Below are 13,938 nucleotides of genomic sequence, written 5' to 3' on the forward strand. Positions count from 1 at the left end.
AGCCTCGCGATGTCTTTGAAGTTGTTTTTGAGAGCGAGGAAGCCAGGAAGATGGCCGAAGAGATTGTCGAGTACATCAAGAAGAACGGGCGCATGGGGTGGGACGAGTACAAGGACCTCTTCCCGCCCGAAAAGCACTACCTTTACTTCCGCGTCATCAAGAGGCTTGAGGCTCTTGGCTTCATCAGCAGGGGCGCTTACCACACTTACATTCTCTCAAAGAAGTTTACGGACCGCATGGAATACCTTGGCAAGCTCTGGCTATTCAAAATGGGCAAAGTCGAAGAAATCTGGTGAGGGCGCATGACCGCAGTGTTTATTACCTCCACCCACGAGTGGGCCAAGGGTGGGCCAAAGTGGGCCGTAGTGGGCCGTCTAAACGGGGCTCTCAAACAGCCCAAGGAGCAAAAAGAAGGCGAAAGACGCGCGTTCATTTGTACCTTGATAAAGAAGTGGTCGGCGGTCTTAGGGAGGAGGGTTTCAACATCTCGGCCCTCGCGAATAAGCTCCTCAAAGAACATCTTGAGAGGGTTCGGGCCATGAGGAGTCTTTTCGAGCTGAATGGTGGGCCCGCGGGGATTCGAACCCCGGACCTCCACCTTGTAAGGGTGGCGTCATGACCATCTAGACCACGGGCCCGCCCGGAAATAAGGAAGGAGTGAGGGTTATAAAATTTTCTACTTCTCCACGCCCCTTCTCACTTTTACTGCCAGCCCACTCTGGAAGACCTTCAGCTCCTCGCCGTTCAGAAGGGTCTGCCCTGTCGCGAGGAGTTCATCCTTTTCGTTCACTACCAAAACTTCGTCGTAGGGCCTGATTGAGGGGTCGGCATCGACCACGAACTTGGCGAAGACGTTTTTTCCGCGCTTCGCGAAGGGTTCGGCATCTTCGTTGACCACGACGCGCATCTTCGGGAACGGCAGGAGCGCGTGAAGTCTCTTTGCCCCCTCGATGCCGAGCGTTAACAGGCCGTCTTCCGCCCTGAAGGTCGCGAGGTGCTTGCCCTTCGCCTTTACCTGCCTCGGCATGCCAGTCTTCCGCGAGAGCTCCACGAAAGCGTCCTTGAAGGCCTCACCGGCCTTCTCCCCAAACTGGTACTCCGCGACGGCCATGACGTACTTTCTCGCTTCCCCTTTCCTCGGCTTCTCTATCGTGAAGTCCTCCTCGCCCTCGCTCTGGGCAAAGGGGTAGCTCAAACTCAGATACTTTGGAATCTCTCCAAATATCGGGTGTTTTACCTTTTCGGGGAACTTTTTGGCCACCCGCTCGGCCCTCTCCTTGGCGCGGTAAACGATGGGCCATCTCATCGCTTCCTCGCTCACCTTGAAGAAGGCACTCGCCTTGGTTATCGGCTCGTTCTTCTCAAGGTAGTCCCTGTACTCAAGCAGCCTCTTGTAAGCTGAGTAAAGCTTCGGGTGGCTCCTTGCCCTCTCGTCAACGAGGCGCCAGAGTTCACCCTCCTTTATCGCCTGCTTGACCCTGTTGAGCTCCTCGCGTATCACCCAGAGGTTGTGGATGGCCAAAAGCCTCGTCCTCTCTTCCTTCGGCATCTCACGCAACTCTTGCGGGGTGTAGCGGGAGCAGACGGGACAGGAGCAGGGGAAGTACTCGAGCTCTTCGAGCCTTTTCGTTCCCTCGGGCGTCAAATAGCGGTCGTCTTTAGCGTACAAGGCATAGCTCGCCGAGTCGAAGAGGTCAACGCCCATAGCAACGGCCAAGGCGAAAATCATCGGGTGGCCCGCTCCAAAGAGGTGAACGGGCCTGTTCGGTCTTAGACCGAGCTTGGAAGCCACCACAACGTCCACCAAATCGCGGTAGCGGTAGCTCTCCATGAGCGGAACGACGGCACCAATTGGGTGGATTTCGAAGTTCATCTTGCTGAGCTCCCGAGCGGCGTAGGTTCTTAAGTCCGGATAAGTTGAGCCTTGCACTGCCGCGTTCATGGCGATGTTCTTTATGCTTTCGGCTTCCTTCGCCCGCTCGAGGGTTATCCTGAGGTCCTCCTCGGCCTTCTCCCTCGGCGCATCTGGAGGAGTTGGAATGTCGAGGAAGGTGCCTATATCGACGCCGATTTTCTCCTGGAACTCGATTATCTCCCTGTTGGTAACTTCGACCTCGCCGTAGCGCATGAGCTGGAATGAGCCGGAATCTACCTCGATTATCCCGTCGTAGTCGAGGAGCTTATGAATGCCCAGCTTTAGCGCTTTCTCCCTCAGCTCCGGCGTCTTGTAGATGATGTAGGAGTTTGTGATTATCATTCCAAAGCCCATCTCCTTGAGCTCCTTCGGCGTTACAATGAGCTGTTTCGGGTTGATGACGGGCATTATGGCGGGGGTTTCGATGCTCTTGCCGTTGACGATGAGCTTTCCTATTCTTCCGGCCGCGTCGCGCGCCTTAACCTCGAACCTGAACTCCATGCTCTCACCTCTCAAGGGCCTAACACTTCGACCTTAAAAGCCTGCCGAGAAGAGCTTGACGAGAAGAAACGCGAGGATTCCGGCGAAGAGCGGCGCGTGAACCCAGCTCTTCACGATGTCCACGAGGAGCTTTTTGTTCACGTGCTCGCCCTTGTAGGCGCTTAGCCCGCTTATCGCCCCGACTATCGCCTGGCCCGAGCTGACGGGCAGGCCGAAGAGGTTTGCGGTGCTGACCGCTATCGAGGCCCCGAACTGACTCGAGAATGCCGAAGTCGGGCCGAGGGGTGCTATGTCCTTTCCTATCGTCATCATGACCTCATAGCTGAAGGTGAGCGTCCCGAAGGCCATCACAAGGGCGAGGAAGGCGTTTGGATCGGACATTCCGCCGGCCTTTGCAAGGCCTATAACGTTCGAGACCTCGTTCGTGCCGAGGTTGAAGGCCGAGAAGGCAGAGGCGAGGAAGACGAGCCACTTCTGGGTGAGTTCGAGGTTCTTTAGACACTTTATCCTGCGAAGGAGGGGTTTATAGAGCCTGTACACCGCTATAGCAAGGAAAGAAGCGAGTACTGGGGAGAAAAACCACGCCGAGACGATTTTACCTATCGTCCACCAGTCGACTGAGAGACCAAGGGCAAGGGAGGAACCTATGAGCGCACCGATTATGGACTGGGTCGTTGAGATTGGCCGTCCCCACAGGCTCGCGATTGTAACGGCAGATGCCGCGCTGAAGAGCGCCAAAGCGACTTCTCCCGGGGAGAGGCCTCTGGCCAGTTCTGTTATCGTTCCTGAAACGGCGGAGTGACCGATAACTGCCCCGAGGGTTGTGAACACCGCAACTATCAGCACCGCACGCCTGAAACCCACTACCCCAGCCCCAACGGCGGTTCCAACGGCCTTCGCACTGTCGTTAGCTCCTATTGCCCACGCCATGAAGAACGCCGATGCAATGAGAGTTATCATCTCCTCACCTCTCTATATTCTATATAGTCTATGTAGCACAATGTTGGGCATTTTAAAGGGGTTTCGGCCTTAAAAGCGTTGCGGTAAGAGACAACTCAACGTCTTCCTGTGAGGAGCTTGAGGTAGCCGTAGACGTGGAGCGAGAGGTAGAAGAGCGCCCAGAACCAGACGATTAAGGGGAAGAGGAGAGCGTTGGAGAGCTTTCCTCCTTCAACGAGCGTTGGGAGGAGCATCGTGACAACCTCGAAGACCCACCAGAGAGCAAAGAGGGCAAAGTTGCCGGTCGCGAGCAGTAGAACGGGAACCAGGACGTCGAGGAGGGCTACGAAGTCGCCGAGAAGGAGAAACCCCCAGTCCTTGGTGAAACCCCCTCCGAGGTTTTTGATGTCGCCGAGGAACCAGCGCTTCCTCTGGCGCCAGAGAACGGAGAGGTTTCTCGGCATCTCCGTCCAGACCCTCGCCTTTGGCGCGTAGACTACCTTTCCGAGCCTCTTGATGGCCTTTGTGGTGGCGTAGTCCTCGACGATGTCCTCGACGAAGCCCCCGATTCTTTCGAGAGCATCCCTGCGGAAGGCCGAAACCGGGCCTGGGGCGAGGCTCAAATCTTCAAGCTCCTTAGCTCGACGGAACATCGCTATCCTCAGGTGCTCCGCGTCCTGCGCCCTCTCAAGAAAGGAATCCCCCATGACCCTGACCTGTCCTCCAACGGCGAGCACTTCGTCGGAGTAGAAGCGCCTCACGAGTTCCCTAACCGCGGTTGGTTCGAGGTAGCTGTCTGCATCGGTTGTCACTATTATCTCGCCCGAGGCTTTGGAAAGGCCGAAGTTCAGGGCTCTGGCCTTGCCCCCGTGCTCCTTCTGGCAGACCTTCAGACGGGGGTCTTTCACGGACGAGGCGACTTCAAACGTGCTGTCCTCACTGCCGTCATCGACGACGATGACCTCAAAATCGGAGTAATCCTGAGCGAGCGCCGAGCGTATGGCTCTAAGAACCCTCCCCCTCTCGTTGTAAGCCGGGATTATGATTGAAACCCTCGGCGTCCATTCCTTAATTCTGTAACTCCCGAAAAGGCCAATTATGTAATTGAAGAAGAAGTAGCTGTCCCAGAGGAAGATGAGCGCGAGCGCAACGGCGAGGAGAGGGGGACTCATGTGTGAAAAATCCGCCTGAAAGTTTTAATCCTTACCTCCCATCGCAAGGATAGGCTTTCTCCCGAGCCTGTACCTCACGACGTAGCGGCCGTGCTCAAAATCATCTTCCTCGGCCTCAAGAACTTCGACCGGCTCGAGCTCAAGGCCCAAATCCCTCGCCTCCCACTTGATGTCGTCGAAGTAATCATACAGCCCGCAGGTGGCGCAGAAGGAGCCCTCGAACTCTATGATGACCTCGTCTCCCTCGAACTTTAGAATCCTCGCGCGGGCCTCGCTGCCGTGAAGGCGGTTGAACTCGTCGAGAACCTCCCTGAGCTTCTCCTCTACCTCCATTCTCCCACCGGATTTAGTTCGTTAAGCCCACTTAAAAAGTTTGCCTAACCAACCGAATGGTTTAAAAACCGAAAGTCTAACGGGTGGCCGATGGAGGGGAGAAGGATAAGGTGGGCGAGAAAGGAATATTCCGATGAGGAGATATTCTCAATCCTCAGCGAGCCGGTTAGAGAATGGTTTAAGCGGAAGTTTGGAAGCTTCACGCCCCCACAGCGCTATGCCGTTATGGAGATTCACAAAGGCGAGAACGTGCTCATCTCCTCACCGACCGGCTCTGGAAAAACCCTCTCGGCTTTCCTCTCCGCCATAAATGAACTGATTCTTCTTGGAAAGGAGGGCAAACTTGAGGATAAAATCTACGTCCTCTACGTCTCACCGCTGAGGGCTTTGAACAACGACATAAAGCGCAACTTAGAGGGGCCCCTGGCTGAAATCAAGGAGGTGGCAAAGGAGCTTGGCTACGACCTGCCAGAAATCCGCGTCGGCATAAGGACGAGCGACACGTCGAGCTACGAGAAGAGCAAGATGGTAAAGAAACCGCCACACATTCTAATAACCACCCCCGAGAGCCTCGCCATCGCTCTGAACGCCCCCAAGTTCCGCGAGAGGCTGAAGACAGTCAAATACCTCATCATAGACGAGGTTCACGCTCTGGCTGAGAACAAGCGCGGTTCCCACTTGGCTTTGAGCGTTGAGAGACTTCAAGAGATGGCCGAAGAGAAGTTCGTGAGAATCGGCCTCAGCGCGACGATACACCCGCTTGAGGAGATAGCGAAGTTCGTCTTCGGCTTCGATGACGATGGAAAGCCGAGACCTGGTCTTATTGTTGACGTCAGCTTCGCCAAGCAAACAGAGATTAAGGTCGAGAGCGTCGTGGAGGACTTAATCTACACTCCAGCTGGAGCGCTGAGCGAGGCCCTCTACTCGCGCCTGGCCGAGCTTATTCGAGAGCACAGGACGACGCTAATCTTCACAAACACGAGGAGCGGTGCCGAGAGGGTTGCCTTCAACCTCAAGAAGCTCTACCCCGAGTTCGAGGGCCTCATAGAGGCGCACCATTCGAGTTTGTCGCGCGAGGTTAGGCTGGACGTTGAGGAGAAGCTGAAGAGAGGCGAGCTAAAGGCCGTTGTTACGTCAACAAGTCTTGAGCTCGGGATAGACATCGGAACGATTGATTTGGTGGTTCTAATCGGCTCGCCGAAGAGCGTGAACCGTGCCCTGCAGAGAATTGGGCGAGCAGGCCACAGGCTTCACGAGGTCAGCAAGGGGGTTATTTTGGCCCTCGACAGGGACGACTTGGTCGAAGTTACCGTTTTGGCGCACAACGCGAGGAACAGAAGACTCGACCGCGTCAGAATTCCAAAGAATCCGCTCGACGTTCTCGTCCAGCACCTCCTCGGGATGGCCCTAAACAAAGTCTGGGATGTCGATGAAGCTTACCGCGTCGTCAGAAGAGCCTACCCATTCAGGGATTTACCCTTCGAGGACTTCATGAGCGTTTTGAGGTATTTGGCCGGGGAATACGCCGGACTGGAGGAGCGGAAGGTCTACGCCAAGATATGGCTGGAGGACGGGCGCTTTGGACGGCGCGGAAAGATGACGCGGGCGATTTACTACATGAACGTCGGCACGATTCCGGACGAGGCTAAAATCCGCGTTTACACCATGGACAAAAAGCTAATCGGGACAGTTGAGGAGGAGTTCGCCGAGCGCTTGATGCCCGGCGATGTCTTCGTCTTAGCTGGAAGAACCTACGAGTTCGTCAAGAGCCGTGGAAACAAGCTCTACGTTATCCCGCGCGAGGGCGCCAAGCCGACTATTCCGGCGTGGTTCTCGGAGATGCTCCCTCTCAGCTTCGATTTAGCGGTGGATATTCAGCGCTTCAGGAGGGAGGTTAAGGGGTTACTAAGCAGGAAGGACGCCGTTAAAAGGCTCATGAAGAAGTACGGGATAGACGAGAAGGCCTCGCGCGCCATAATCTCCTACTTCCGCGAGCAGGCGAGGTATTCGGTGGTTCCAGACGACGAGACGGTCCTTGTTGAGTTTGTTCCGGGAGACAAGAGGAACCGCTACTTCTTCCATACGCTAATTGGGAGACGCGCCAACGACGCTTTAAGCAGGACCTTCGCCTACCTCGTGAGCAAGAGGAAGAACTGCAACGTTGGAATAGCGATAAACGACAACGGCTTCGCTCTTCTCCTTCCGCCAGAGGTTGAGCTGAGCGAGGAGGAAGTGATGGAACTTTTCGAGGTTGATGACCTGAGGGAGACACTGAAAAAAGCCCTCGACAACACCGAGCTACTGAAGAGGCGCTTCAGGCACGTGGCAAACAGGGGGTTGCTAATCCTCAGGCGCTACCTCGGGCGGAGCAAGAGGCTCGGCAGGCAACAGGTCATGGCGGTCTCACTACTCAAGGTGCTCAAGGAGAACTACCCGAACTTCCCGCTCCTGAAGGAGGTCTACCGCGAGATTATGGAGGACAAGATGGACGTGGAAAGCGCTGAACTGTTCCTGAGCTGGGTTCGCGAGGGGAAAATAAGGGTGGTCTTCCAGACCCACAGCGTCCCAAGTCCCTTCGCCTTCAATCTCGAAGCGATAGGCTCGAGCGACGTGGTTCTTATGGAGGACAGGAGGGAGCTGATTAAGGCCCTGCACAGAAAAATAATGGCGATGATAGGAGAGACTTAGATAAGCTCTCTCTCTGTCCTCGTCAGCCTCTTGGCCCCGTTTTCGGTTATGACTATCGTGTCCTCTATCCTGACTCCGCCGAACTTTGGAATGTAGATGCCCGGCTCGACGGTGACGACCATACCGGGCTTGAGGACGGTCTCGTCGCTCTGGTTCACGCCGGGCCACTCATGTATCTCAAGGCCGACGCCGTGGCCGGTTGAGTGAATGAAGTAGTCGCCGTAGCCGTACTCCCTAATGACATCCCTAACGATTGTGTCAAGCTCCTTCGCGGTTATTCCAGGCCTCGCCATCTCAACGCCCTTCATCTGGGCTTCGAGAACCGCCTGATAGATGTCCTTCTGCTTCTCGTTCGGGCTCCCGACCACGATGGTTCTCGTCGTGTCGGAGTTGTAGTGCCTGTAGAGCGCGCCCTCGTCTATAACGACGAACTCACCCCGCTCGATTCTCTTGTCGCTCGCGACGCCGTGGGGAAGGGCCGAGCGCCACCCGCTGGCGATTATCGTGTCGAAAGCCGGCTTCTCAGCGCCGTTCATCTTCATAACGTACTCCATCTTGGCAGCTATTTCTCTCTCGCGCTTGCCCTCGCTTATCTCTTCTATGGCAACGAGCATCGCTTGGTCTGCTATCTCGCACGCCCTCGCTATTACCTTGAGCTCCTCCTTCGTCTTTATCATCCTGAGCTCCTTTATGACGTCATCAAAGGTCACGAACTCCTCAACGCCGAGCTTCTCGCGGTAGCTCTGGACGGTTGAGTAGGCGGTTCTCCCCTCGATTCCGAGCTTCCTCAGCTTGAAGGACTTGAGCCTCTCGAAGAGCTCCGGCCCGCGCTTGAAGGCCTCAACGGGAACGCGCGAGGTTTTTTTGGCTTCCTCATACTCAAGCTGGGGAACGAGAAAGAGCGCCTCGTCAGCCGTTACGAGCAGGTAGCCGCCGAGAACGGGGGCAGAGCCCGTGAAGTAGTAGAGGTTCGGCTTATGGGTTATTATCACGCCGTCCAGTTCCTTTTCGGCTATGTATTCCCTGAGCCTTTCGATTCTCATGACCACCACCGGGGGAAGTTAGCCGGGCAGGATAAAACGGTTTCGGAAACGATATAAACTCCCGCGTCGAACCCCGAACAGGTGTTAAGCGTGACGGTTTACCTCTTTGACTTCGACGGAACGCTCGTTGACAGCACCGGCGCGGTAGAGAAGGCGTTGAGGATAGCCATCGAGAAGACGATTCCAGCGGTAATTGAGAGCGACCTCTACGACGAGTACTACAAGGCTCTGTTCCTCTTCATCAAGGGCAAGCTCACCTACCAGCATCTCGGCGTCATTCACGAGCTCGTCGCGCAGGGGACAATCCATGAGTACTACAAGCTCATGCCCAAGTATATAAAGGACTTCCCCTTCGCCCGCCAGGTTGTTAGGGAGCTGAGGAAGAGGGGAAGGAAGGTGATAAGCTTCTCGGGCGAGCATACTTATCCAGGCGGAAAGGTCATCTTCATGAAGAAGACGAACTGGTACGACGAGTTCGACGAGGTCATAACCTTCAAGGGAACGAAGGACATGCTCCAGAAGTTCGAGACGCTCAGGGAGCTCTATCCCGACGAGCCCTTCGTGTGGGTTGACGACAGTCCCGCGCGCTTTACATATATCCTCGACGAGAACACGCTCCTCGTTCAGAAGGCATCTCCTTACAAAAGCGACGTCGCACTGCTCTTCGACAGGCAGAACTTCCTCAAGATAAAATCCATCCGAGAAGTGCTGGAGATAGACGACGGCCTGACCGAGTTCTTGGGCGGTAAAACTTAAAAATCCAGCCCCCAAATCAAGGCCGGGTGAGGGCGATGGCGAGGGTGAAAGCTGTCGTCCTCTCCTACGCGGGTTCTCACGAGCACCAGGACAACCACAGGATGATTCTCAAGCCCATTGGAATCGACAACAGGGGAAGCGCGGCCCAGCTCATCGGCAGGAAGGTCGTCTGGAGGACGCCAACGGGAAGGAAGATGTTCGGCAGGATTATCAAGACCCACGGCAACCGCGGTGAGGTCAAGGCCGTCTTCAAGCCCGGTCTCCCGGGACAGGCCCTTGGAGACATCGTCGAGATTCTCTAAACCTTTAAAGCCCCTCAACCCTTTTCTTTAACGGGTGGGAAAATGGAGCTGATTGAGGTCAGTGAAGGTTCCGCGAGGTTCCTCGTGCCAAAGGCCGAACGGATTTACGACGCACCGGTCTTTTACAACCCCGTGATGTCTCTGAACAGGGATATAAGCGTCCTCGTCGCCAGGGTTTTTAAACCCAAGAGGGTTCTCGACGCGCTCTCGGCGACTGGGATAAGGGGAATCCGCTACGCCCTCGAAAGTCCAGCGGAGGAAGTCTGGCTCAACGACATAAGCGACGAAGCCTACAGCCTGATGAAGCGGAACGTCGCCCTCAACTTCGAGGGGGAGCTTTACGAAGAGGGCGACCGCTCCTACCTCTGGGGCGAAAAGCTAATAGTCATAAACAAGGGCGACGCCAACAGGCTGATGGCGGAGAACTTCCGCTACTTCGACCTAGTTGATTTGGACCCCTTCGGCTCGCCGATGGAGTTCCTTGACACCGCTCTAAGGAGTGTAAAGAGGAAAGGCGTTCTGGCCGTTACCGCAACAGATACGGGAGTTCTCTGCGGGGCCTACGCGAGGGCCTGCGTGAAGAACTACCTCGCGAGGCCGATACGGGGCGAGCTGTGCCACGAGGCAGGTTTGAGAATCCTCATCGGGACGGTGGTTAGGTACTCTGCCAAATACGACTTTGGAGTTGAAGTTCTCCTCGCCTACTACCGCGACCACTACTTCAGGGCGTTTCTCCGCTTTAAGAGCGGGGCGAAGAAGGCAGAGAAGAGCCTTGCCCAGCTCGGCTACCTCTGGCAAGATGAGGACGGAAAGTTCACCTACAAGAAAGCCTTCCTTCCGGAGAGGCCCAAGGCATTCGGCCCGATGTGGCTCGGCCCGCTAAAGGATTCGGAGTTCATGGAAAGGCTTTCGAAGGAGCTTGAGACCTTTGAACCGGCCCATAAGAAAACGAGGCCTTTCGTGGAACTGCTCGCGGGCGAGCTCGACGTCCCGTTCCACTACGACACCCACGCCCTCGCGCGGAGGAACGGACTGGAAGTGAGGAAGGTGAACGACGTCATTGAACGGCTCAGGGAGCTTGGCTACAGGGCGAGCAGGACGCACTTCTCGCCAACCGCGGTAAAAACCGATGCCCCCTTTGAGGTGGTGCTCGATGTCCTCAGAGGCGATTGAGCTTGCAAGGCGCTTCTATCTCGATGAGTGGGCCGATGCAGAGCTGTACGGGAGGCTCGCCGAATGGGAAAAGGACGAGAAGATAAGGGCGGAGTTCAAGCGTCTGGCCGAGCTTGAGCGCTGGCACGCCGAGTTCTGGAAGTCCTTCCTCGAGAGGAGGAACGAAAAACCGCCGAAGCCGAAGGTGAACAGACTGACGGTATGGGGCGTCAAGCTCCTCAGAAAGTTCCTCGGACCTGGTTCAGTGGCGTCCCTCCTTGAGATGGGCGAGAACAGCGCGATAGAGAAGTACTTCCGCTTCCTCAACGAATACGCCCGCGAGATGAGCGATGAGGAGCGCGAAACCCTGCGGAGGGTAATCCTCGACGAGATAGAGCACGAGAAGTTCTTCCGCGAGGAGGAGAAGGCCTTCCACGTGGAGAACATCAGGGACCTCGTCCTCGGAATGAACGACGGCCTCGTCGAGATACTCGGAGCGGTTACGGGCCTCTCGGCAGTTTACCCGAACAACCCCCAGCTCGTGGGGATAAGCGGTCTCATCGTTGGCGTAGCAGGAGCGCTCTCGATGGCGATTGGAGCCTTCGTCTCGGTCCGCTCGCAGAGGCAGGTCAAGGAATCAATCCGCTCGAGGACAGAGGTCCTCTTCGAGGTCTCGCCCGAGAAAACGGCCGAAGAACTCAGGGAAAAGCTGATAGAGGGAGGAATGCCCGAAGACATGGCGAAGGAAATAGCGGAGAAGCTCAAGGACAACCCCGATGCCGTTAAAAAGCTCCTTCTTACCGAGGCCGAGGAGAACGAGGTTCGCGCCGCGTTGTATACGGGTCTATCGTACCTTCTCGGCGTTGTCTTCCCGGTTACGCCCTACTTCCTGGCCTCGAACTCGCTCACGGCGCTTGCCTTCTCGATACTCCTCGCGGGTTCGGCGCTTGCGATAGTGGCGACGCTGATTTCGCTCCTCTCGGGAATATCGGTCAAGAAGAAGGTCGCGGAGATGGTCGCGACGGGCCTCGGCGCGGCGTTCCTGAGCTACCTCTTCGGAAGGGTGATGGAGGCAATCTTTCACGTCTCGGCGCTTTAGAGGTAGACGACCTCAACGCCGAGCTTTTCCGCTGTTTTTCCCTGCCTCTCATCGGCCGTCGCGAGTTTTCCGTACTTGAGGGCCTGGGCGATGTAAAGGGCGTCGTAGATTGGTATGCCATTTTCAAGGGCAACCTTCTCGCCCTCAGGAAGGTATTCAAGCGGGTTCTCGTAGATGATAATCTCCCTCGTCGCGTGAAGGTAGTCCAGCAACCTCTGGGCGGTTTCAAAGTTTACGTCCCTGTACAGGCGGTAGCGCTTCCAGATGGCGTTTGCCCCCTCGATTAGAGCAAGCTCCAGAGAGGCTATTTCTCGATTATTCCGTAGGAAAGCGGAAACTCTCCTCCAGCCCTCCTCTTTGAGGAGGTACTTGACGAGGGCCGAGGTGTCAATTACTATCACGGTCATCCCTCACGAGCTTTGTCGCTTTTCCCTTAGGCAACTCGGGCAGGTTCTCAAGGAACGAATCTATCTCGTCCAGCAGTTTTTCCTTGTCAATTTCCCTTACCTTGAGTTCTATGAACCGCCGTATCTCCTCGCTCCAGTTGATGTCGTACTTCTTCATCTTCTCCTTAAGCTCGTCTGGGACGCGGACGCTTATGACTGCCATACAACCACCGTTTACAGAAATGCATTACAAGGATATAAACGTTCCCGTCACACCTTCACGTGCTTCCACTTTCCTCTCTTGAAAATCCACCAGTACATTGCGGCACTCGTGAAGGTCTCGAGGCTCATCGCAATCCACGCGGCTATAACGCCGAGACCCTCGAAAGCGAAGCCCGGAAACGTGAAGCCGAGAACGTGGAAGCTCGGAATCGAGAACCCAAAGCCGAGAAAGTAAGCAGGAATAATCCTGAAGAGGAGCTTGCTTATTGCAGTAACGTACATCGGGCTCTTGGTGTCGCCGGCTCCCCTAAGGGCACCGCTGAGGACGAAGACCCACGCGAGGGGAACCTCGCTGATTCCAACGATTATAAGGTAAATCCGGGCGAGGCGGAGAACCTCTGCGTAGTTCGGGTCGTTCGGGTTGAGGAAGGGCATGACAAGGTAGCGCGGAAAGAGGATTAGCACCGCACCCATGACGCCCATGAAGAGCCCCGCCATCTTCATTGCCTCGTAAACCGTTTTCTCTGCTTCCTCAGGTTTCTTTGCCCCAAGGTTCTGGCCGACCAAAGCCGATGTTGCGACGTTGAAGCCGAAGGCCGGCATATAGGCGATGCTCTCAATCCTGAGGCCTATCTGGTGCGCCGCCAGAGCCACGTCGCCGAAGCGGGTGACTATGCTCATGTAGAGGAAGTTGTAGAAGCTGAAGAGGCCCCTCTCAATTAGGGCGGGAATTCCAATGCGGACTATCTTTCCCACTATCTCGGTGTCGAAGCGCCAGCTCGGCTCGAACTTAAGGATGAGCCTGTTCGAGAGGAGGAGAGCCATGAGTACAACGAAAGCAGAATTTATGCCTATTCCAGAGGCCCACGCCGCTCCAACGGCCCCGAGCCTTGGAAAGCCGAGCTTCCCGTAGATTAGGAGGTAGTCAAAGAGCGCGTTGAGGACGTTCATCAGAATTCCTACCTTCATCGGGGTCTTTGTATCTCCCGCGCCCCTAAGGGCCGAATTTATCGTAAAGACCACGAAGCGGACGGGATAGAACAGGAAAACGACCTTGAGGTAGGCGTAGGCTAGGCTCAAAAGCTCTCCCTTCGCCCCCATAATCCTCAGCACGTTGTCGCCAAAGAACCAGCCGAAGAGCAGGACGGGAATTCCGAGGAGGAAAGAGAGGTAGAGGCTCTGCTCGAGGACGAGCTCGGCCCGTTGGAACTCCCTCGCACCTACCGCACGCGCGACGAGGGCGAGGGTTCCGACGGAGACCGACATCATTATCGGGAACATGAACCAGCTTACCTGTCCACCGAGGCCCACCGCTGCTATTGCCAGGGCGCTCACGTGGCCGACCATCAAAGTGTCCACTAAGTTGAGGAGGGTCTGGGAGACGTTGGCAATAATAGCGGGCCACGCGAGCTGCCATATCCTGCGCTGGG

General features: G+C 56.0%; 14 protein-coding genes and 1 tRNA gene. 6 read left to right on the forward strand and 9 right to left on the reverse strand.

Annotated features, from left to right (window positions below; all coding sequences use genetic code 11):
* A partial coding sequence (locus tag MVO87_RS11135; RefSeq protein ID WP_297553162.1) for a hypothetical protein occupies positions 1 to 296 on the forward strand: 296 nt, incomplete at its 5' end.
* 265 nt (positions 297 to 561) lie between these two features.
* On the opposite strand, the gene MVO87_RS11140 is transcribed toward MVO87_RS11135, so the two are convergent.
* The 5 genes from MVO87_RS11140 to MVO87_RS11160 form a co-directional block, all read right to left on the reverse strand.
* Positions 562 to 638 (reverse strand) — tRNA-Val (locus MVO87_RS11140).
* A 38-nt stretch (positions 639 to 676) separates the two neighbouring features.
* Complete coding sequence (gene tgtA / locus MVO87_RS11145) at positions 677 to 2,416, reverse strand: tRNA guanosine(15) transglycosylase TgtA (protein WP_297553165.1); 1,740 nt, start codon at positions 2,414 to 2,416, stop codon at positions 677 to 679.
* A 33-nt stretch (positions 2,417 to 2,449) separates the two neighbouring features.
* A complete protein-coding gene (locus MVO87_RS11150) occupies positions 2,450 to 3,376 on the reverse strand; it encodes an inorganic phosphate transporter (RefSeq protein ID WP_297512155.1) in 927 nt (308 codons plus the stop codon).
* 95 nt (positions 3,377 to 3,471) lie between these two features.
* Positions 3,472 to 4,527 (reverse strand): glycosyltransferase family 2 protein, encoded by a 1,056-nt coding sequence (locus tag MVO87_RS11155; RefSeq protein WP_297512153.1) that lies wholly within the window; start codon positions 4,525 to 4,527, stop codon positions 3,472 to 3,474.
* A 24-nt stretch (positions 4,528 to 4,551) separates the two neighbouring features.
* Positions 4,552 to 4,860: a hypothetical protein gene (locus MVO87_RS11160; protein WP_297553167.1), complete on the reverse strand. Its 309-nt coding sequence runs from the start codon at positions 4,858 to 4,860 to the stop codon at positions 4,552 to 4,554.
* Positions 4,861 to 4,950: 90 nt separating this feature from the next.
* Here MVO87_RS11160 and MVO87_RS11165 point away from each other — a divergent pair, with 90 nt between their 5' ends.
* Positions 4,951 to 7,548, forward strand: a complete 2,598-nt coding sequence (locus tag MVO87_RS11165) for an ATP-dependent helicase (RefSeq protein WP_297553169.1) — start codon at positions 4,951 to 4,953, stop codon at positions 7,546 to 7,548.
* Here the strand turns inward: MVO87_RS11165 and pepQ are convergent.
* Positions 7,545 to 8,597 carry a Xaa-Pro dipeptidase PepQ gene (gene pepQ / locus MVO87_RS11170; RefSeq protein ID WP_297514306.1) on the reverse strand — a complete coding sequence of 351 codons (1,053 nt, stop codon included), beginning with the start codon at positions 8,595 to 8,597 and terminating at the stop codon, positions 7,545 to 7,547. The two genes, MVO87_RS11165 and pepQ, sit on opposite strands and share 4 nt — an antisense overlap.
* Positions 8,598 to 8,681: 84 nt before the next feature.
* Between pepQ and MVO87_RS11175 the strand changes: the two genes are divergently transcribed.
* Genes MVO87_RS11175 through MVO87_RS11190 form a run of 4 tightly spaced genes read left to right on the forward strand, consistent with a single transcriptional unit; the run spans position 8,682 to position 11,900 of the window.
* Complete coding sequence (locus tag MVO87_RS11175; RefSeq protein WP_297514301.1) at positions 8,682 to 9,347, forward strand: HAD family hydrolase; 666 nt, start codon at positions 8,682 to 8,684, stop codon at positions 9,345 to 9,347.
* Positions 9,348 to 9,382: 35 nt separating this feature from the next.
* Complete coding sequence (locus tag MVO87_RS11180) at positions 9,383 to 9,649, forward strand: 50S ribosomal protein L35ae (RefSeq protein ID WP_297514304.1); 267 nt, start codon at positions 9,383 to 9,385, stop codon at positions 9,647 to 9,649.
* 42 nt (positions 9,650 to 9,691) lie between these two features.
* On the forward strand, positions 9,692 to 10,822 hold the full coding sequence (locus MVO87_RS11185) for a tRNA (guanine(10)-N(2))-dimethyltransferase (protein WP_297553170.1): 1,131 nt from the start codon (positions 9,692 to 9,694) through the stop codon (positions 10,820 to 10,822).
* Positions 10,803 to 11,900 carry a VIT1/CCC1 transporter family protein gene (locus MVO87_RS11190; RefSeq protein ID WP_297553172.1) on the forward strand — a complete coding sequence of 366 codons (1,098 nt, stop codon included), beginning with the start codon at positions 10,803 to 10,805 and terminating at the stop codon, positions 11,898 to 11,900. The genes MVO87_RS11185 and MVO87_RS11190 overlap by 20 nt, the downstream gene beginning before the upstream one ends.
* On the opposite strand, the gene MVO87_RS11195 is transcribed toward MVO87_RS11190, so the two are convergent.
* The 3 genes from MVO87_RS11195 to MVO87_RS11205 form a co-directional block, all read right to left on the reverse strand.
* Positions 11,897 to 12,301 (reverse strand): type II toxin-antitoxin system VapC family toxin, encoded by a 405-nt coding sequence (locus MVO87_RS11195; protein ID WP_297553174.1) that lies wholly within the window; start codon positions 12,299 to 12,301, stop codon positions 11,897 to 11,899. The genes MVO87_RS11190 and MVO87_RS11195 overlap by 4 nt on opposite strands.
* On the reverse strand, positions 12,288 to 12,509 hold the full coding sequence (gene vapB, locus MVO87_RS11200) for a type II toxin-antitoxin system VapB family antitoxin (protein ID WP_297514294.1): 222 nt from the start codon (positions 12,507 to 12,509) through the stop codon (positions 12,288 to 12,290). Before vapB ends, MVO87_RS11195 begins: the two co-directional genes overlap by 14 nt.
* A gap of 47 nt (positions 12,510 to 12,556) precedes the next feature.
* The coding region (locus tag MVO87_RS11205) for an MATE family efflux transporter (protein WP_297553176.1) at positions 12,557 to 13,938 on the reverse strand (1,382 nt) is incomplete at its 5' end.

Source organism: Thermococcus sp. (genome assembly GCF_027063845.1).
Taxonomy (GTDB): Archaea; Methanobacteriota_B; Thermococci; order Thermococcales; family Thermococcaceae; genus Thermococcus.